At 66.6% G+C, this 17,893-nt stretch carries 18 protein-coding genes and 2 pseudogenes; 7 read left to right on the top strand and 13 right to left on the bottom strand.

Annotated elements, in window-relative coordinates:
* Positions 1-13: 13 nt before the first annotated feature.
* The 3 genes from CXG43_RS16855 to CXG43_RS16845 are packed head-to-tail and all read right to left on the bottom strand — an operon-like array spanning position 14 to position 1,526.
* Positions 14-325 (bottom strand): nuclear transport factor 2 family protein, encoded by a 312-nt coding sequence (locus CXG43_RS16855; RefSeq protein WP_232767846.1) that lies wholly within the window; start codon positions 323-325, stop codon positions 14-16.
* Positions 326-358: 33 nt separating this feature from the next.
* Entirely contained in the window at positions 359-763 is a 405-nt protein-coding gene (locus CXG43_RS16850; RefSeq protein WP_101101065.1) for a VOC family protein, read from the bottom strand.
* A gap of 19 nt (positions 764-782) precedes the next feature.
* Complete coding sequence (locus CXG43_RS16845; RefSeq protein WP_101101063.1) at positions 783-1,526, bottom strand: SDR family oxidoreductase; 744 nt, start codon at positions 1,524-1,526, stop codon at positions 783-785.
* A 138-nt stretch (positions 1,527-1,664) separates the two neighbouring features.
* On the opposite strand from CXG43_RS16845, the gene CXG43_RS16840 reads away from it, so the two are divergent.
* A complete protein-coding gene (locus CXG43_RS16840; RefSeq protein ID WP_101101174.1) occupies positions 1,665-2,573 on the top strand; it encodes an AraC family transcriptional regulator in 909 nt (302 codons plus the stop codon).
* Between the two features lie 266 nt (positions 2,574-2,839).
* Here the strand turns inward: CXG43_RS16840 and CXG43_RS16835 are convergent.
* From CXG43_RS16835 to CXG43_RS19225, 3 genes and pseudogenes are all read right to left on the bottom strand, one after another.
* A pseudogene (locus tag CXG43_RS16835) lies at positions 2,840-4,132 on the bottom strand (chloride channel protein); the annotation flags it as partial.
* Positions 4,133-4,274: 142 nt separating this feature from the next.
* Positions 4,275-6,230, bottom strand: a complete 1,956-nt coding sequence (locus tag CXG43_RS16830) for a prolyl oligopeptidase family serine peptidase (RefSeq protein ID WP_101101061.1) — start codon at positions 6,228-6,230, stop codon at positions 4,275-4,277.
* A gap of 70 nt (positions 6,231-6,300) precedes the next feature.
* Positions 6,301-6,513: a hypothetical protein gene (locus CXG43_RS19225; protein ID WP_157825125.1), complete on the bottom strand. Its 213-nt coding sequence runs from the start codon at positions 6,511-6,513 to the stop codon at positions 6,301-6,303.
* 111 nt (positions 6,514-6,624) lie between these two features.
* Between CXG43_RS19225 and CXG43_RS19220 the strand changes: the two genes are divergently transcribed.
* Complete coding sequence (locus CXG43_RS19220; protein ID WP_101101057.1) at positions 6,625-6,810, top strand: DUF2269 family protein; 186 nt, start codon at positions 6,625-6,627, stop codon at positions 6,808-6,810.
* Between the two features lie 24 nt (positions 6,811-6,834).
* On the opposite strand, the gene CXG43_RS16815 is transcribed toward CXG43_RS19220, so the two are convergent.
* Positions 6,835-7,362: a DUF6622 family protein gene (locus CXG43_RS16815; RefSeq protein ID WP_101101055.1), complete on the bottom strand. Its 528-nt coding sequence runs from the start codon at positions 7,360-7,362 to the stop codon at positions 6,835-6,837.
* Between the two features lie 390 nt (positions 7,363-7,752).
* On the opposite strand from CXG43_RS16815, the gene CXG43_RS19335 reads away from it, so the two are divergent.
* Positions 7,753-8,589 (top strand): aminotransferase class V-fold PLP-dependent enzyme, encoded by an 837-nt coding sequence (locus CXG43_RS19335; RefSeq protein ID WP_198551480.1) that lies wholly within the window; start codon positions 7,753-7,755, stop codon positions 8,587-8,589.
* A 387-nt stretch (positions 8,590-8,976) separates the two neighbouring features.
* On the opposite strand, the gene CXG43_RS16800 is transcribed toward CXG43_RS19335, so the two are convergent.
* Positions 8,977-9,258 (bottom strand): DUF3247 family protein, encoded by a 282-nt coding sequence (locus tag CXG43_RS16800; RefSeq protein WP_101101053.1) that lies wholly within the window; start codon positions 9,256-9,258, stop codon positions 8,977-8,979.
* 96 nt (positions 9,259-9,354) lie between these two features.
* A complete protein-coding gene (locus CXG43_RS16795; protein WP_101101051.1) occupies positions 9,355-9,699 on the bottom strand; it encodes a hypothetical protein in 345 nt (114 codons plus the stop codon).
* A 265-nt stretch (positions 9,700-9,964) separates the two neighbouring features.
* Here CXG43_RS16795 and CXG43_RS16790 point away from each other — a divergent pair, with 265 nt between their 5' ends.
* A complete protein-coding gene (locus CXG43_RS16790) occupies positions 9,965-10,489 on the top strand; it encodes a hypothetical protein (RefSeq protein ID WP_101101169.1) in 525 nt (174 codons plus the stop codon).
* A gap of 142 nt (positions 10,490-10,631) precedes the next feature.
* Positions 10,632-12,329: a diguanylate cyclase gene (locus CXG43_RS16785; RefSeq protein WP_101101049.1), complete on the top strand. Its 1,698-nt coding sequence runs from the start codon at positions 10,632-10,634 to the stop codon at positions 12,327-12,329.
* Positions 12,330-12,339: 10 nt separating this feature from the next.
* On the opposite strand, the gene CXG43_RS16780 is transcribed toward CXG43_RS16785, so the two are convergent.
* From CXG43_RS16780 to CXG43_RS16770, 3 genes and pseudogenes are all read right to left on the bottom strand, one after another.
* Entirely contained in the window at positions 12,340-12,624 is a 285-nt protein-coding gene (locus CXG43_RS16780) for a hypothetical protein (protein WP_101101047.1), read from the bottom strand.
* A gap of 66 nt (positions 12,625-12,690) precedes the next feature.
* Positions 12,691-12,961, bottom strand: a pseudogene (locus CXG43_RS16775) (hypothetical protein).
* Between the two features lie 66 nt (positions 12,962-13,027).
* Positions 13,028-14,191, bottom strand: a complete 1,164-nt coding sequence (locus tag CXG43_RS16770) for a zinc-dependent alcohol dehydrogenase (RefSeq protein WP_101101045.1) — start codon at positions 14,189-14,191, stop codon at positions 13,028-13,030.
* Positions 14,192-14,372: 181 nt separating this feature from the next.
* Between CXG43_RS16770 and CXG43_RS19325 the strand changes: the two genes are divergently transcribed.
* Both CXG43_RS19325 and CXG43_RS16765 read left to right on the top strand, forming a co-directional pair.
* Positions 14,373-14,537 (top strand): hypothetical protein, encoded by a 165-nt coding sequence (locus CXG43_RS19325; RefSeq protein WP_182656071.1) that lies wholly within the window; start codon positions 14,373-14,375, stop codon positions 14,535-14,537.
* An 11-nt stretch (positions 14,538-14,548) separates the two neighbouring features.
* Positions 14,549-15,016 carry a DUF4126 family protein gene (locus CXG43_RS16765; protein WP_101101043.1) on the top strand — a complete coding sequence of 156 codons (468 nt, stop codon included), beginning with the start codon at positions 14,549-14,551 and terminating at the stop codon, positions 15,014-15,016.
* A gap of 97 nt (positions 15,017-15,113) precedes the next feature.
* Here CXG43_RS16765 and CXG43_RS16760 read toward each other — a convergent pair whose 3' ends face one another.
* A complete protein-coding gene (locus CXG43_RS16760) occupies positions 15,114-17,636 on the bottom strand; it encodes a glycoside hydrolase family 3 protein (RefSeq protein WP_101101041.1) in 2,523 nt (840 codons plus the stop codon).
* Between the last annotated feature and the right edge of the window lie 257 nt (positions 17,637-17,893).

Genomic DNA, 17,893 nt, shown 5'->3' with positions numbered 1-17,893 from the left:
GTTCCTCGCCGCCCTATTCGAGTGAGGCGTCAATGCGGGAGATGCGGCCTGCGCAATCCAAGGCCACCAGAAGCAATCCGATCTCGTGACCGAAATCGCCGGTGAAATCGACCCGGACTCGTGCGCGTACATCGCCAAGGCGTTCCAGCGACAGCAGCCGGGTGACCGTGTGGTAACCCAGGAAGTACCTTTCCAGATAGTCGCGTACACCGGCATGCTTGTTGAAGGTGGATCCGGTGGAAGGGTCATCGATCACTGCGGTCGTGCTGAACAACGCCAGGGCCCGTTCGATATCGAAGGCGTTCGTGGCGTTGATGAAGGCCACCACCGTGGCCTGCAGGGGGGCGACTCGACGCCGTCACTCATGGCCGTGCTGCCAGCTCTTGTAGACGAACTCCAGGCTGTAGCCATCCGGATCGCGCACCTGCGCGGCGTAGTAGCGTGGGTCGTAGTGCAGCTGCGGGCCGGGCGGATGGATCTGGCTGGCGCCGGCGGCCATCGCGGCGGCATGCGCGGCATCCACCATTGCCCTGGAATCTGCCACGAAGCCAACATGCGCCGACTGTGGCGCGGCCACCCCCTGCCGCAGCCAGAAGAAGACCCGCCCGCCTGCGCCGAAGCCCTTCAGGTCCGGGTGGCCGGGTGGCCCCTGCCGGCCGTCGTAGTCGAGCCGGTTGACGATGCCCAGCGGGGCCAGCGCGGCCGTGTAGAACGCGACCGAACGGGTGGCGTCGATGACAGTGAGGAAAATGTGGTCGAGCATGTAGTACTCCCGTTGCGAACTAGATGTTGTAGCCGCCTGCAACTTCAATGGTCTGCGCATTGACCCAGGCCTGCTCGTCACCGAGCAGCCCGGCGATGACGCGGCCCACGTCGTCCGGCTCACCTACCCGGCCCAGTGCCGTCTGCGCGGCCAGCAGGGCCTCGAACTCATCATTGAGCCCGCCGCCCAGTTCGGTACGGATCGCCCCGGGTGCGACCGCGTTGACGCGGATGCGGCGCTCGCCGAACTCCTTGGCCATGTAGCGGGTGAGCACCTCCAGCCCACCCTTGAAGGCGGCGTATGGCGCCACCCCGGCGGTGGCCACGCGCGTGGTGGCACTGGTGAGGTTGACGATGCTCGCGCCAGTACCCAGCTGCGGCAGCAGTGCCTGCGTGAGGAAGAACGGCCCCTTCAGGTGCACGTTGAACAGGCCATCAAACTGTCCCTCGGTCACCGTCTCGATCGGATTGAACAGCCCAAATCCGGCGTTGTTTACCAGGCCACCCAGCGTGGAGGCGCCCCAGGTGCCCTGCAAGGTGTCCTTCACCTTCGCAGCGAATGCCGCAAAGCTGCCGGTGCTGCCCACGTCCAGCTGCAGAGCCACTGCCGTGCCGCCTTCTGCCTGGATGCGCTCCACTACCTGCTGGGCAGCATGGGGCTGCGCGTTGTAGGTGAGGATGACGCCCATGCCGCGCTTCGCGCAGTGCAACGCGGCGCTGGCACCAATGCCACGGCTGCCGCCGGTGATCAGTACGTGTTTCATGCGAGGAGTCCTGTGCAGTGAGGGGAGATGCACAGGCTAGGCTCCCCGGCCATGGGGCGCCGACCTGATCCTCGCCATTTCCTGCCTATTCCTGCTTCCCGTCTTGCCAGCCTTCTGCGGCGGGTGTCCAATGTGGTCATGGAAAACGCACTGGATGAACTGCGCCGGCTCGCGGCGCATGCCGAGAATCGCCGCACGGATACGGGTATTCCCCGTGTGGCCATGGTGCAGGGGGAGATCCCGGAGCATGCCCTGGCGGCCGTATACGAGCCGATGATCAACCTGATCCTGCAGGGAAGCAAATCCATGACGGTGGGTGAGAAGACCCTCCACTACGACCCGGCCACCTACTTCATCATGTCCGTGGACCTGCCGGCGGTGGGTGTCGTGCACGCGGCCAGCACCGGCGATGCGTACCTGGCGGTGAGCCTCACGCTGGACCCGAGCATTCTCGCAGCGCTGCTGTGCGACACCACCGATGCCGCTACAGGGCGCGGCGAGCCCTCCACCCAGACCGAAGCCTTCAACGTCGCTGCCGTCACCCCGGAGCTGATGGATGCGTGGGTGCGCATGCTGCGCCTGATGGAACGCCCCGGCGAGATATCTGCGCTGGCCCCGGCCTACGAACGTGAGATCCTTTACCGCGTGCTGCAGGGACCACATGGATGCATGCTGCGGCAGTTGGCCACGCCGGATTCGGCGCTGGCGCGTATCAGCAGCGCGATCCAACGCATCCGCAGCGACTATGCCAAACCGCTGCGCATCGCCGCACTGGCCGAACAGGTGGCGATGAGCGAGTCGGCCTTCCACCGCCACTTCAAGTCCGCCACGGCGCTGAGCCCGCTCCAGTACCAGAAGCAGTTGCGCCTGCTGCAGGCACGCCAGCTGTTGACGGCGCATGGCAAGAGCGTGACTGCGACCGCGCTTGATGTGGGCTACGAAAGCCCGACGCAGTTCAGTCGAGAGTACGCGCGCGCATTCGGCCTGCCGCCTTCCCAGGACGCCGCACGCATCATGGCCAGCGTCCGCGGACCTGCACTCGCCTAGCCGGCCGTCGACGCCTTCTACAGTGCCGCGGTGGCCACTTGCGATATCGACAATGGAGCGCCCGGGCATCGGCCTGACTGCCCGGACAACGCGGAACTTGTCGCCTACCGAGGCGGGCGGCACCCCGCCAGCCAACCCCCTGCTTCGGTGTGATCGGCATGCGCTGCGTGCAGGGGTAAGGGCGTAGCGTCGCCATCCCGCCATTGCCAGTCTTTCTAGCGCGGAGGCTGCGCAGCCCCGGCCTGCGCTGCGGCCTGCTCGCCACCGATCAGCTGTTCGGCCAGCCCACGGTAAATCGGCACGTGGCAGACCAGCCCGGACACCCCGCGCGCCAACAGCACCGTCGCCAGGATCGGAAGCAGCATTCCATTGGTGTCGGTGAGCTCAAGGGAAATCACCGCCGAAGTGAGCGGCGCCTGGGTGACGCCGGTGAGGTAGGCGCACATTCCCAGCACCACGAACGCGCTGGGATCCACCGATGGCATCAGCACGGACAGGTTGTGGCCCAGCCCCGCCCCGACCGCCAGCGCCGGTGAGAACAGCCCGCCCGGGATGCCGGCGACATACGACGCCAGGTTGGCCAGCAGCTTCATCAGGCCGAACTCATGGCCTACCGCCGCCTGCCCCTGCACCAGCCCACGTGCCTGCTCGTATCCGGTGCCGAACGCGCCATTGCCAAAGCCAGCGGCAAGCCCCACCACCACCAGCCCGCAGGCAGCGGCAAGCAGCACGGGATGCTCGCGGCGCAGCCGGCCCAGCCAGCGCGGCCGGCCCGACACGCTCAGCAGCACCAGCCTGGCGAACACACCGCCCAGCAGGCCGGCGACCGTGCCGCACAGCAGGATGGCCAGCCACGCCTGTCCCAGCGGCAGGAACGTGGCCACGCGGCCGAAGTAGGTGTAATTGCCGAGCAGGCCGAGCGACACCACCCCGCCGACAATCACCGCGGTGAGCAGGGTGCCCGAGAAACGATGTTCGAAACGCCCGCTCAACTCTTCGATGGCGAACACGATGCCGGCCAACGGCGTGTTGAACGCAGCGGCGATGCCGGCGGCGCCACCGGCGAGCAGGAAGTGCGAGAGTTCGCGTGGATCGCGGAAACCGAACCAGCGTCCGAAGCTGTACATCAGGCTCGCGCCCACATGCACGGTCGGCCCCTCGCGGCCCACCGAGGCACCGCCCAGCAGGGAAAGGCTGGTCAGCAGCAGTTTTCCGGCCGACACCCGCAGTGACAGGTTTTCGTCACGGAACGCCGCATCCTCTGGCTTTTCGAGCGCGGCGATCACCTGCGGAATCCCGCTGCCGCGGGTGGGACGCAGCACGCCGCTGGTCAACCACGCCAGCAGGGCGAAGATGCCTGGCGTCAGCAGCAGCGCCCACCACAGGGAATGTTCGATGATGCGCTGGAACAGCGCGAAGGCGGCATCGCTGGCCTTGGCAAACAGGATGGCCACCAGGGCCACCGCCACGGCGCCGCCCCACAGGGCAACGCGCCGTTTCCAGCCTTCTGTCGACAAGGCAGACCGCAGCGTACTGCGGAGGGGATCGGGAGGAGACATGCGGCCATTGTCCTCCCGCCATGCCGCATCGGGAAGCTCGCCGGCCAAAAATACCGGGCACGGGCGGACCGCGGCCCGATGCGGCAAAGCGAAGCGACGGCCTCTGCAAGGCGGCCCGGCGGGCACCAGCAGCGCGTCGGGTTCAGGAAGCCTCGCGCTCGCGCGCGGCGGATTCATGGCTTTCCACCAGGAAGTCCACGATCCGCTGGTGATAATCCTCGCGGTGCGAAGGGCGACCGGAAGCGGCCAGGCCGTGGCTACCGCCCGGATAGACGACCATCGCCGCGTGCGGGCATCCCAGCCGCAGCAGCCGGGTGAACAGCTCTTCTGCCTGGCCGACCGGACAGCGCTGGTCCTGGTCGCCATTGAGCAGCAACACCGGCCGGGTGACCTTGCCGAAATACTCCACCGGGGACAGCGCGTCGTAGCGCTCGCGCACGTCATCCATTTCGCCCGCCATCGAATAGGGCCCCACGTAGTACCCGCTGTCCGAAGTGCCGGTGTGGGAGCTCACGTCGGCGACCGGCGCACTGATTACCGCCGCGCCGAATTCACGACCGTTGGCGATGGCCCATGCACTGAGGAACCCCCCGTACGACTTGCCTGCCGTGGCCACGAAGGGCTCGGCACGGCCGGCATCGCGCAACTGCTGCACAACGGACTGCACCTGCGGGAAGTCCAGCCGGCCCCACTGGCCACGGAGCCGCTGCGCGAAGTCCTTGCCGTAGCCGGAGGAGCCTACCGTATTGGGGGCGATCACCCGCCAGCCGCGGGCCACCAGGGAATAGAGGTAGACGTGGCTGGCGAAGTCCATCAGCGCCACGCTGTGCGGTCCGCCATGCAGATCGACCAGCAGGGGCAGTGCCCCTTCCTGCTGCTCCCAGGGGCTGAACACCCAGGTGTCGATGGATTCCATGCCCTGCACGCCGTCAGGCACGTCGAAACGTTCGCGCCTGCAGTGCATGCGCAGGCGCTCGCTCAGCGCAACGTTCAACGAGGTGGCGCAGCAGGATGGCGTTTGCGGATCCCACGCCAACAGGTGCACCTCCTCCAGCACGCACCAGCTGCTGTATACGCACACCGGGCCGCTGCCACTGGCCGCCAACAGGGTGACCTGGGCCTCGCCGAGGTCGCGCAGGACCGGATCGCTACCGTCGGTACCGATGTCCATGACCGGGAACAGTCCTTGATGGCTGGCCACGGCTGAGAGGCGAGCGTCGTCGGGCGACCAGATGATATCGCCGGTTTCAAGGGGGTGCGGACCCAATGGGCCGCTCACCCGCTCACCGTCCCACACGTACAGATAGCTGGCCGAATCACCTTCGACCGGATTGCCGGCGAAGGCCAGCCGCGTGCCGTTGCTGGACCACACCGGACCCATCGCGGTGGCCATGCCGGTCGTCAGCGGTCGCGCCGGTGCATCGTGTTCGATCAACCACAGATTGGAACGGTGGCGCTGCGATCCTCCGCTGCGTGCGGTGTAGGCCAGCCGGTGCCCATCGGGGGACCAGGCGCCGCCGGCCACATCGAAGTCGCCGCTGGTCAACGGGCGCGGCGCGACGCTGCCGTCTGCATGGATTTCGAACAGATGATGGCGGAAGCCTGCCGTGTAGCCGCTCCCATCCAGTTTGAACGGAGCATGGCGAATGACATGCGATCGCGCCGGGTGGTCGACAGCATCGCGCGCGTCTTCGGCGTAGGGCAGCTTGACCAGCACCAGCAGGCGTGCCCCGTCGCGTGACCATTGCAGGAGCTGTTCGATCTCCAGGTCGCCCACGTTCGGGATCGTCCAGGCCTCGCCGCCGTCTGGCGAAATCAGATAGGGCTGCGGCCGTGACGCGCCCTGTCGGCTCGACAGGAAGGCGATGCGGTCGCCGGCCGGGGCTACCCGGGGGGAGGAGGCGCTGCCTTCGTGGGTGAGCTGGTGGACCTCGCAGCGGCCGGCATCGGTATGCAGCGTCCACAGCGCGGACGTATAGCCGTCACTTGCGCGGTCTGGCTGGGAGGTCACGAAGGCGACCAGGCTCGACGATGGTACGGCGTCAACCGCCAGTATCTTGACGTGCTGGTACAGATCGGAAGGTCCGATGACAGACATTCAACGCTCCTGCGATCAGAAGTGAAACAAGGTGCCCCGACGCAGCAGGGCACCCTGGAACCGCACTGCCTCAGCGCTCGTCGCGCTCGTTGCGCTGGTCCTGGCGGTTGTTCTCCTGGTTCTGCTGGTTCTCCTGGTTCTCCTGGTTCTCCTGGTTCTGCTGGTTCTGCTGGTTCTGCTGGTTCTGGTTGTTTTCGTGGTTCTCGTTGTTGCGATTGTTCTGCTGGTTCTGCTGGTTCTGGTTGTTTTCGTCGTTGCGGTTGTTCTGGTTGTTCTGGGTCATGTCAGCATCCTCTCGTGCCCGAAGGACCATTCCCGCGGGGCAGATGCACAGTGCGCCGGTCGGCCCCACGGGACTGTCTAGCGGGCGTATTCCCGCCGTGAGCAGCCGCAGATCCCATTTGCACGCTTCCGTCGCACCCGCCCGTGGATCGCACCGACGACGCCGAGGCTGTACTGGCCGAGCACTCTTTTCGTGATCGCGGCCCTGTGCTGGCTGCCGGTGTTCTGGATGCAGATCCGCCTGCGTGACCCGGCGCGGATCACCGCGTCGCGCCGGCAGCCTTTGCCGCTGCACTGAGGCCGGTCAATGTGGTCGGTTGCATCATGCCGCCGGTGCTTCCCGCCCATCCGCCACCACTCGTCGCGAGGCGACGAGGTACCGGCAGTACTTGCCGATGAAGATGCCGGTGAAGCCGCCGGACAACAGCAGATACGCTGCGCGGAACGCACTGTCGGTGGCCAGCGCCGGCGACATCGCGAGTGCGGATTCGAAGCCGTACTTCACCACGAAAGTAGCCAGCAGCAAAGGCAGCAGGCTGAAGTCCGCAGGGCGCCACAGCATCCCGGTGGACGGGTCCAGGCGCAGCTGCACGCGGCGCAGCAGCATCCAGCCGATGCATGCCCCCGCTGCGATACCGGCCAGCCACAACGACCACGCTGACCAGGACCCCGGATAGCGGTGGTTGATCGACCACAGCCCCCACATGCTGAAAAGCGCCGGCACGATCGCCAGTTTCGCCAGCGTGGTTTCGCCCGGTTTCATGGACATGACGCCGCGCGTCACCAGGAAGGCCAGCAACGCCCAGACCCAGATCGGGGTATGCGCAATGAACGGTTGGAGCATCTGCATGGTACGTCCTTGAGGAGATGGCGCGGTTGCCGGACTGGCGCTCCGATCATTCCACCATCTTCGTTGGAAACCGGACGATCACAAGTGACAGCTGTCATCTCCCATGCAATGCAGGCGGGCAGCCGAATGCGTCGCGTACTGGCGAAACCGCCTCTTGCGGATTGCTTGAGCGTTTCTAGACTTGATCCGGCATGAGGTGCATCGGTATCCCGCTACGGGTTCGACAAGTCAACTCAGGAGAAGTGCACGGAGTCATCAGGCCCGCTTCCGGCAGCACCCGTACAGGAACGAACAGGCACTGCCGGGCATCCGCAGACGCTCCAGCAGGAGCCGCCCGCCTGCATCGCTATCCTTGCCGGGAACTCCCGGGCCCAGCGCACCGGCGATAACGTGATCGAAGTGCAGGCACAGCTCCATGCCTTCGAGGCAGCGCTGCGGCATGCCCGGGTATGTATGGACGAGGGCCTGCCGCAGCCTCGGCTTTCGGTTGCGTTCGACCACCAGGGCATCGTCCATGAGGACTCCGCGCGCCAGCATCTTTCCCACCTCCTCGCCACCGGCGATGTGCCCGAAGGGCTTGCGCGCAGGATCGTCAATGAGGGTGACACCGCGCCGGCCGGTGCAGGAGGCGAAGGGCCGACCGGGCGACTGACCTGCGCGGCCATCACCACCGAGTACTTCGCCCGGGCGGCCGGTGTCACGGACCAGGCCACGACATGGCTCGAAGTGTTCTTCGAAGAGAGCGCCTGGTCGGAAAGACTTGCCTACGTACGCGGTCTGCAGCTGAGCCATCTTCTCGGCAGCACGACAAGCATCAGGCTGAACCTGGTCGGCGATCGCGGCCAGGTAACCCGGGATGAGCGCATCGCGCCGCGCACCGGTACACCCCCCTTACGCACACCACCCGTCTCCCCTCGTGGGGGTGCCGGGATGCGTGACGACATCGCGTCCATCTACCTGGACAACAATGCGACGACCGCACTGGATCCGGAGGTGCTGGAGGCCATGATGCCGTATCTCACCGCCTGCTACGGCAATCCAGCCAGCCGCAGCCACGCTTTCGGCTGGGCGGCAGCTGACGCGGTGATGGCGGCCCGGCAGGCCATTGCCGATGCCATCAATGCCGACAGGCCGACCGACATCGTGTTCACCTCTGGGGCCACGGAGTCCGTGAACTTGCGCTGTCAGGGCTGGATGCCCTGCGCGGCGCGACGAAGCGCCATGTAATCACCTCGATGATCGAGCACAAGGCGGTACTGGACACCTGTGCGCGACTCACCGACCGCGGCGTTCCGGTGACCTGCCTGCGTCCCGGGGAAGATGGCGTGGTAACCCCGGCGTCGGTCCGGCATGCGATACGCGATGAAACACGGCTCGTATCTATCATGGCCGCCGACAATGAAACAGGGACCTTGAAGCCAAAGTTGTCGTCCTGGCCACGTCGGACGGTTGTGATCTGCCTGTCTTCGGCTTCCCGGCAGTGGGAGGATCGCTGCTCGTGGCGGCCGGCAGGAGCACTTTCATCTGGCTCCTGGCGGCGCTGGTGATGGTGGAGCTTGCCGTGGCCACCGCTTGCGGCCGCCATGGCGTCACGGCAGGGCGATAGCGGTTGCTTCAAAAGGACCCGATACGAACGACACGCTCCACCTCGTCCAACCAGAGCAATTGGACCGGTTCCTGCCCCGCATCCAACCGGATGAGGCCGTTGGTTCCCTCGTTGCCTTCTTCGTCGATGAACTGCTGGATGTTCGGCCGCTCCACGACGGTTCCGATGATGACGCGTCCATCGCGCATATGGAGCTCTGCCAGCAGTTCGGCATCGAGCTGAAGCTGCAGCGCCTTCAGGCGCTGGATGGCGTCAGGGTCAGTATGGATGCGGGGCGCGCGTTGGCTCATGATCAGCTTCCAGTGCGGAGGTGCGTCACACGTTACCTGCGCGCGCGCTAAAGTCACCTCTGCGCGGCGTGCAGCCGGCGCGAATGCCTGCGTGCCCTACGCGGCTGCAGCAGCGTTGGGTGCAGCCTGCCTGATGGAACGCAGCATCTGGGGCGCATAGACACGCTGGCCGGCGGCGCCCACCAGCGCCAGCAGCCGGGGCGCAAGCGGCTCGGCGGACTTGCGCACGCCGGTGAAGTGGACCCAGCAGCCATCGACCTCCGCTGTCACTCCCGGAAGCGTGTGGTCCTGCACCAGGGTGTCGGCCAGGGCCTGCGCCCATGCGTCGCAGGGGTGGCCATCAAGCTCCACGGCGGCGGTGTTGCCGCCAACGTAGAGGTCAGCCAGCTCCACGCGGACCACGCGCGGGGTGGCTGTCTGGAACTGCGGTTCGTGATCCATGGCGGCGTCTCCATCAAACAGGGGGGTTGCGGCCACTATCGTCCGCGCCGGTCATGAAACACGTAGCGGCGGCGTCACCGGTGCATCAACCAGCGCCCTCATTTTCCTCACGTCGCCGCCACGCGGGTCTGCAGCGCACCACGTTAGAGTCAGCACTCCGAACCCTATCCGGGAGGCCACTCGGCTCATGGACAGTATCGTGACGATCGGCACCGCTTGCGGCGCGCTCGCGGCAGTGCTCGTGCCACCAGCGGACACCGCTCGCGTGACCGTATGGCATGCGCTGTACCTGGTCTGGCTGGTCGCCGGAGCATCGGACTTCCTGCTGCACTGGCGCAGCCACATCGAGGCCACCTCCGGGCTTCGGGAGTCCTCGCTGCATCTGCTGCAGATCGCCCTGCTCGGTACCGCTACCGTATTGTGGCTGCTGTTCGCCGACACGCCTGCGCTGTGGTTCGTCCTGCTGGCAATGACCTGCCTGCATGCGCTGACGGGATACTGGGATACCCGCATCGCCTATCCCACCCGCGACATCATTCCCCTCGAGCAGCACGTGCACAGCATCCTGGATCTTGCGCCATGGATCGCACTGGGGGCGATCGGCTTCCCGCTGTTGTCCCCGCATCACTTCCCCACCGCAGCCGCCTTCACGGTGTCCCCTGCCCCGCTTTCAACGTGGACGTTCGCGCTGGTGCCGGGGTTGCTGCTGAGCGTGGTGCCGGGGGTGTATGAATACCATCGGTGCCGACGCTGGGCTGCCCGTGCGCAGGCGCCCGAGGATCGGCGTTGAGCGATCCCACAGCGCGTCGCATGCAGCGAAGGCTGCGCAGCCGACGTCGGCGCAGGTCGTTCACCGGGGTCGACGTCGGCGGCTACTACACTGTGCCTGCGGCGCACCGCGCGCCGCGCTGATCCACTTCTGGAGGTGTCCGATGACAGAGGACGTTCGCCAGTCGGTCCTGGATTCGCTGCGCATCCTGGACTCCGACCCGGAGCCGTTCTTCGACGCGCTCACGCGTGCGGCCTGTGCGATGGCTGGCATGCCGATCGCGCTGATCTCGCTGGTGGACGGCGAACGCCAATGGTTCAAGTCGCAGGTGGGCCTGGACGGGACGCGCCAGACACCCCGCGACATCTCGTTCTGCACGTGGGCGATCGACGCTGACGGCGTGTTCGAAATCGAAGACGCGACGCGGGATCCGCGGTTTTCGGGCAATCCGCTGGTCGTGGGCGCGCCGAACGTGCGGCATTACGTGGGCGTGCCGATCCAGGCCGGCGCTGGCAGCCGGGTGGGTACGCTGTGCCTGCTGAGCCCGGAGCCGGGACGGCTCAGGCCGAACCAGCGCGAGGCCCTGAGCGGACTGGCCGAGGCCGCCGCACGCGGCATGGAACAGCGCGCCATGCTGCTGACGCGGATGGAGGAAGCGGTCAGCCTGCATGCCCGGCTGCAGCGCAGCCAGGCGTTCCTCGAACAGACCAACACCGCTGCAAAAGTGGGCGGCTGGGAGCTCTCCCTCGCAACGGGCGAACTGGCCTGGACCCGCGAAACTCATGTGCTGCACGGCGTGCAGGAAGGCGATGCTCCTTCGCTGCGCCACGCGCTGGCGTTCTATCTGGATGAACACGCCCGGCAGCTTGAAGAGGCGATGGACGCCTGTGCTGCGACCGGCTCGCCGATCGACCTGACCCTGAAGACCAGGCCGAAGGACAACCGCGAAGCGTGGCTGCACATCGTGGGGCGCCGCATCACGGACGAGGCGGGTACGCGCCTGATCGGTGCGATCCAGGACGTCACGGCCCAACGTGCCGCGCTGGAGGCGCTGGGGCAGAGCGAAGCACGCTACCGCCGTCTGTTCCAGCACAGCATGGGCCTGATCTGCACGCACACGCTGGAAGGTGTTGTGACCTCGCTGAACCCAGCCGCATCGTTGTCGCTGGGACGGCCGGAGGCGGAGGTCATCGGTCATTCCCTTGCAGCGATCATCCCGCTGGAAAAGCGCGCCCAGCTGCAAGGCTACCTGGCCCGGATCGTCGAGAACCAGAGCGATTCCGGCGTGATGGAGCTGGTGGCGGAGGACGGTTCACGGCGCTTCTGGATGTACCACAACGTGCTCGACAACGAAGCCGATCCTCCCTACGTGCTGGGCCACGCGCAGGACATCACCACCCAGCACCTGCAGGAGATCCAGCTGCAGGAGCTGGCGATCCGGGATCCGCTCACCCGCTGCTTCAACCGGCGTTACCTGGGCGAACTGGCGCACGACCAGCTGAGCGCGTGGGGCTGCCTGGTGTTTGACCTGGACCACTTCAAGGAGGTCAATGATCAGCTAGGCCACGCAGAGGGCGACGCGGTCCTGATCGCCTTCGTCGAGTTTCTTTCGGTCCGGCTGCAGCCGGGCGAAGTCGTGGTCCGCCTCGGTGGCGACGAGTTCCTGGTGTTCGTCCCGGGCGCGAACCTGGAACGACTGCAGGAACTGGAAGCCAGCTACGCTGAACACGCCTGCCAGGCGCCGATCCGGTTCTCCGCCGGGTGCGCCATCAGCCGCGCCGCAGAGACCGTCGCCGATACCATCAACCGCGCGGACCTGAAGCTGTACGAACGGCGCCGCCGCGAGCGCCCCACCCCCTGACGATCGCGGCTCAGCGGGCCGCGGCCGGGACCGTGACCAGCAGGCGGCCGACATGCCGCGTGGCCCTGCCGAGACCCGGCTCCAGCCCGAGCAGGTAGACATGGCAGCCGTCCACCTTCGCCGCCGAGGACTCCAGCCCTTCGGTGAAGCGCATCTCGCGCTGCAACGCCTCCAGCCAATGCGCCGGAGGCTCCGATTCGAGTTCGATCACCGCCACTGCTTCGCCTTCGTCCAACGGCATGACTTCGATCCTGCGCACCTTCGGCGCCGGTGCGATCCTGCTTTTCTGGGCCATGACCCCTCTCCTCTGCCACGATGATGCTGAAGTTTCCGCAGATCGCGCCAAGACGGCGTCAAAATATCAGCGACGCCTGCGCCGGCGCATGGCCAGCACCTGCCCGGTGACCGCCGTGGCCAGGATCAGGGTGTTGGTGACCACGAATACCGTCGAGCCGACCAGCGCGCTGTAGGCGATGAACAGCACCGAGGCGGTCATCTGGCCGACGAACAACCAGGTGGAGACCGCTTCCACCGAGTCGGCCGTGTGTTGCTTGTAGATCTGCCGCGCCAGGGGTGGCAATCAGCACCGCCGTCGCCGCCCCGCCCAGCAGGTCCGTCAGCCCGGCGCTCATCGCGGCGGCTCCGGTGGAGACGGTGCCTGCCTGCTGCGGGCTATGACCGTAGCGTGTCCCTGCATGTCACGGCACCAGGATCACTTTGCGGCAGTCTTCTTCCTTGCGGTCAAACAGTTCGTAACCCCGCACGGCGTCCTCGAGCGGCAGGCGGTGGGTGATGATCACGCCCGGGTCGAGCGCTCCCTCGCCGATGAGATCTAGCAGTTCCGGCATCAGCCCCTGTACGTGGGTCTGGCCCATCTTGAACGTCAGCCCCTTGTCGAACGCATCGCCGAGCAAGAATCCGTGCAGGAAGCCGGCGTAGACACCGGGAATGCTCACCGTGCCGCAGCGACGCGTGGCGGCGATGCACTGGCGTATCGCCACGCCGCTGCTGCCCTCCACCTTCAGCGTGGTCAGCGCGGTCTCAAGGGCGCTCCCCTCTGCTTCGAACCCCACCGCCTCGATCGACGCATCCACGCCGCGTCCGTTGGTCTGGGTGATGATGTATTCAGCAGGATCTTCGATCTGGGCGAAGTTCACCGGCGTGACCCCATAGGTCTGCACGGCAAAGGCCAGGCGATAGGCCAGATGGTCCACCATGAAGATGGTTTCCGCACCAAGCAGCCGGCAACACGCAGCCGCCATCAGGCCGACCGGCCCGGCGCCGAAGATCGCCACCGTCGAACCGGGCTTCACCCCGGCGTTGATCGCCGCCTGGTATCCGGTCGGCAGGATATCGGACAGGAACAGCACCTGCTCATCGGGCAATGCGTCGGGCACCCGCAGCGGACCCACGTTGGCTTTGGGCACCCGCACGTATTCAGCCTGGCCGCCGGATACCCCGCCGTACAGATGGCTGTAGCCGAACAGTGCCGCGGGCGGTCGTATGCCCTTCCGGTTCAGCGCAGCGCCCTTGCCGGTATTGGTCGTTTCGCAGGCGGCATGCTCGGCCAACCGGCAATGGAAGCACTCCCCGCAGGCCACGACGAACGGCACCACCACCCGGTCTCCCGGCTGCAGCGCGGTGACTCCGCTGCCGACCTCTTCCACGATCCCCATGAACTCGTGGCCGAGCACGTCGCCGGTGTGCAGGTCGGGGATTTTTCCATGGTAGAGGTGCAGATCGGAACCGCAGATGGCGGTGGCGGTCACGCGCAGGATGATGTCATCGGACGCGGCAAGGGCCGGGTCGGGAACGGTGTCCATGCGGACGTCTTTGCTGCCGTGATAGGTCAGTGCACGCATCGAGGGATCCTCACGCTATGGTGGCCCAGTGATAAACCCCGTGCCGTAACCCGCTGGTGACCGCGATGTGGTGGGCACGTGCAACCTCGGCGACACCGCACTCACCTGCGGGCGTGCATCGTCCGCCTGCACGGCCATGCTGCCAGTCCCCGGCACGCAGGCACGCTGCACGGAGACCCCGATGAGCAAGCTACCGTTGAACCCGACCGGCGACGTGGATGACCAGGAAAAGGCGCACACGCCCGACAAACTGCGCAACGAGGATGCGCGGTGGAAGGACAAGGACATGCCGGAATCCGAACACACCGCTACCCCCGACGACTACGAAAAGCCGCCCCGTCCCTGAAGGAGGCCGTCATGGCATTGATCCATTCGATACTGATGGGCGCGGTCGCCGGGATGCGTGCGATGACGCCGCTGGCGGCAGTGACCAACGCCGCGCGCACCGGCACCCTGCCTGCCGACAACCGTGCGCCGCGGCTGTTGTGCAACCCGCTGGCCTCGGCAGGCATGCTGGCGTTGGCCGGTGGTGAACTGCTCGGCGACAAGATGAAAACCGCACCGGACCGGATCGTGCCCGCCGGGATGGTCGCGCGCGTGGCCACCGGCATGCTGGCCGGTGCCGCGCTTGCCCCACGCAGCCAGCGCGGGCTGGGCGCGGTGCTGGGCGCGGGTACTGCGGTCGGCATGGCCTACCTCACCTTCAACCTGCGCATGCGCGCGATCGCACGGTATGGCCAGAAGCCCACCGGCGCGGTCGAAGATGCGATCGCGGTGGGCAGCGCGGCGCTGATCACCCGATGCGCGAAGCGAAGCAACCCCTGAGCGTGCACGCGCCGCCGAGCATCGCTCGGCGCTGCAGGGTCCGTCTGTCTTCCCGGGTTCACGCCGACCTCTGGTCGGCGAGCACCTGGACATGCGCTTACTTGGCGCAGGTCACCTTCTGGTCGTAATCCGTTCCGATGGCAACCTTTGCCAGCGACAGGCGCACGCCCTTGCCGGCCTGCAGGGCCATCGGGATATCGACCTGCTTCATGTCCACCCCGGCACCGCGCACGCAGCGCAGCGGCACGCCCACGCGGGTCCACTCGCCTACCTTGGCCGCCGTCAGCGCCTTGCTGATCGAAACTTCCCCGCGCGTGGTCTTCCCGCTCGTCGCGAGGTAACTCACCCGGGCACCGGCAGGCAGCGTATCGACCCGCAGTGTTGCAATCACGAAAACGTCGCCATTGGTTTCGCGGTCAAGGTCCAGCGGTGCATTGGCCCGCAGTTCGATCAATCCGTTCCCGGCGAAATTGAACTGGCGCCCGCCTTCCTGCACCTCCGTGTTGATCGCGGTCATGGCGACCGAGCCGTCCGCCGTGGTGGCATTGGGATGCACGATATCCATCGCCTCCCCATCGGCGCCGGTCAGGCGCAGCGTGAGCCCGGTCGCAGCCACGCCACGGTCGAACCAGGTGCTGGTGCGCGAGGCGGTGGGGTCGATGCCCGGCTCTTCCGAAAGCAGCTGCAGGTCGCCCTTGTCTGCATAGGTAAGCCCGTAGCCGAACGCGAACTGCGGGTCATAGCCCGGCTGGCCCACGTTGTTGGCGTACTGGTCGGCACGGCGCGGCCACGAGAAACTGAGCTTGCCGCTGAAATCATGCTGGGTCTTGCCATCGGGCCCACGCAGCAGCACATCGGCCACGCCTGCGCCTTCCGATCCCGGCAGCCATGCGGCAACGAAGGCGTCGGCGGCATTGATCTCGCGGTTCAGCCACAGCGGACGCCCGCTGATGAAGACCGCGACGACCGGAATCCCGTCGGCTTTCAGCTTGCGGATCAGCTCCAGATCACCCGAGCGGCCGCCCTTGAACATCAGGTCCGGCAGGTCGCCCTGGAACTCGGCATACGGGTCCTCGCCAAACACCACGATGGCCACGTCGGGCTTGTTTCTGTACGCGCCGTCCAGGGCCAGCTCGGCGTTGCCGCCGGCCGCCTGCACCTGGGCCTTCAGCCCATCCCAGAGGGTATCGGCGTTGGGGAAGTCCTCGCGCCTGGTGCCGTCCCCCTGCCAGGTCAGTGTCCAGCCGCCGGTCTGCTTGGTCATGCTGTCGGCACCATCACCTGCGACCAGCACGCGCTGCTTCGGCGACAGCGGCAGCAGTCCGCCCTGGTTCTTCAGCAGCACCAGCGACTCTCGCACGGCCTGCCGCGCCACGGCGCGATGTTGCGGCGAGCCGAGCAGTTCGAACTTGCCACCCAGTGCACGCGCGGACGGCTTGGGCTTTTCGAACAGCCCCATGCGCATCTTGGCCCGCAGGATCCGGCGCACCGCATCGTCGAGCCGCGCCATCGGCAAGCCCCCCTCCTTGACGTGCTTGACGGTGCTTTCGTACAGCCCCTTCCAGGTATCCGGCGCCATCGCCATGTCCATGCCGGCGATATACGTCTGCGCGCAGTCGGTATTGGTGCAGCCCTTCACCTGCCCGTGTCCGTTCCAGTCGCCGACCACGAAGCCGCCGAAGTTCATCTGGCCTTTCAGCACATCGGTCATCAGCGGCTTGTGGCCGTGCATCTTCTCGCCGTGGAAGCTGTTGAACGAGGCCATCACCGACTGTGCGCCGGCCGCGATGGCCGGCACGTAGCCAGCGGCGTGGATGTCACGCAGCTGCGCTTCGGTGACGGTGGTATCGCCCTGGTCCTTGCCGTTGGTGGTGCCGCCGTCGCCCAGGAAGTGCTTGACCGTGGTCATCACGTGGTGGTCGTCGAGGAAGTCGGCCGCGCCGGCCTTGCCCTGCAGCCCCTCGACGAACACGCCGGCATAGCTGGCGACCAGCGCCGGATCCTCGGAATAGCCCTCGTAGGCGCGGCCCCAGCGGTCATCCTGGGGTACGGCAACGGTGGGTGCGAAGGTCCACTCCATGCCGGTGGTGCGGGTTTCGGCGGCGGTGATGCGGGCGATCTCGCGCAGCAGGTCCGGGTTGCGCGTCGCGCCCAGGCCGATGTTGTGCGGGAACAACGTGGCACCGACCACGTTGCTTTGTCCGTGCATCGCATCGATTCCCCAGATGATCGGGATCGCATGGCCGCCGCCGCTGGTGTCCATCGATGCTTCCCAGTAGGCATCGGCCAGCGCCAACCATTCGGCCGGCTTGGCGTTGTAGCGCCCACCCGGATCGGTCCCGCCGCCGGCCAGCACCGAGCCGAGGCGATACTTCCTGACCTCTGCCGGGGTGATGCTGCCGATGTCGGCCTGCACGATCTGGCCAACCTTTTCTTCCACGCTCATCTTCGCCATCAGGTCGTCGATGCGGCGTTCGATGGCCGCGTCGGCGGGCAGCGGCCAGCTCGGCTGCGGCCACTGCGACGGATGGATCTGGCCGGCGGGCGTGGCCGCATGGGCGGCGCTGCTGCACGCCAGTGCCAAGGCGGCGCACAGCAACAGGGGCTTCAGAGACTTCATGATCGGCGAATTCCTTTCGAATCAGGACGGGGCGCGCTGGCGGCAACGCAGGGACGTTTCTATGTCCGGATTGACAACGCTGTCAACGGCGAAGCTCCCCATGCGCAGGTCACCCCTTGTGCGGCGTAGACCGTGGGCCGTGGATCCGAACCGGTACGCTGCGTCGCAGCATGACCGTGGCGGGAGGTCGGCGCGTGCGGGAGAAAGAAAGTTGCACGCTACTGCATCCAGCGCGCTGTCTGCCGCGTATCTGAAGT

The organism is Stenotrophomonas sp. Bg11-02 (genome assembly GCF_002836635.1).
Taxonomy (GTDB): Bacteria; Pseudomonadota; Gammaproteobacteria; order Xanthomonadales; family Xanthomonadaceae; genus Stenotrophomonas; species Stenotrophomonas lacuserhaii.
Note: the sequence above shows the minus strand (reverse complement) of the source record. Positions and strands in the feature narration are given on the sequence as shown.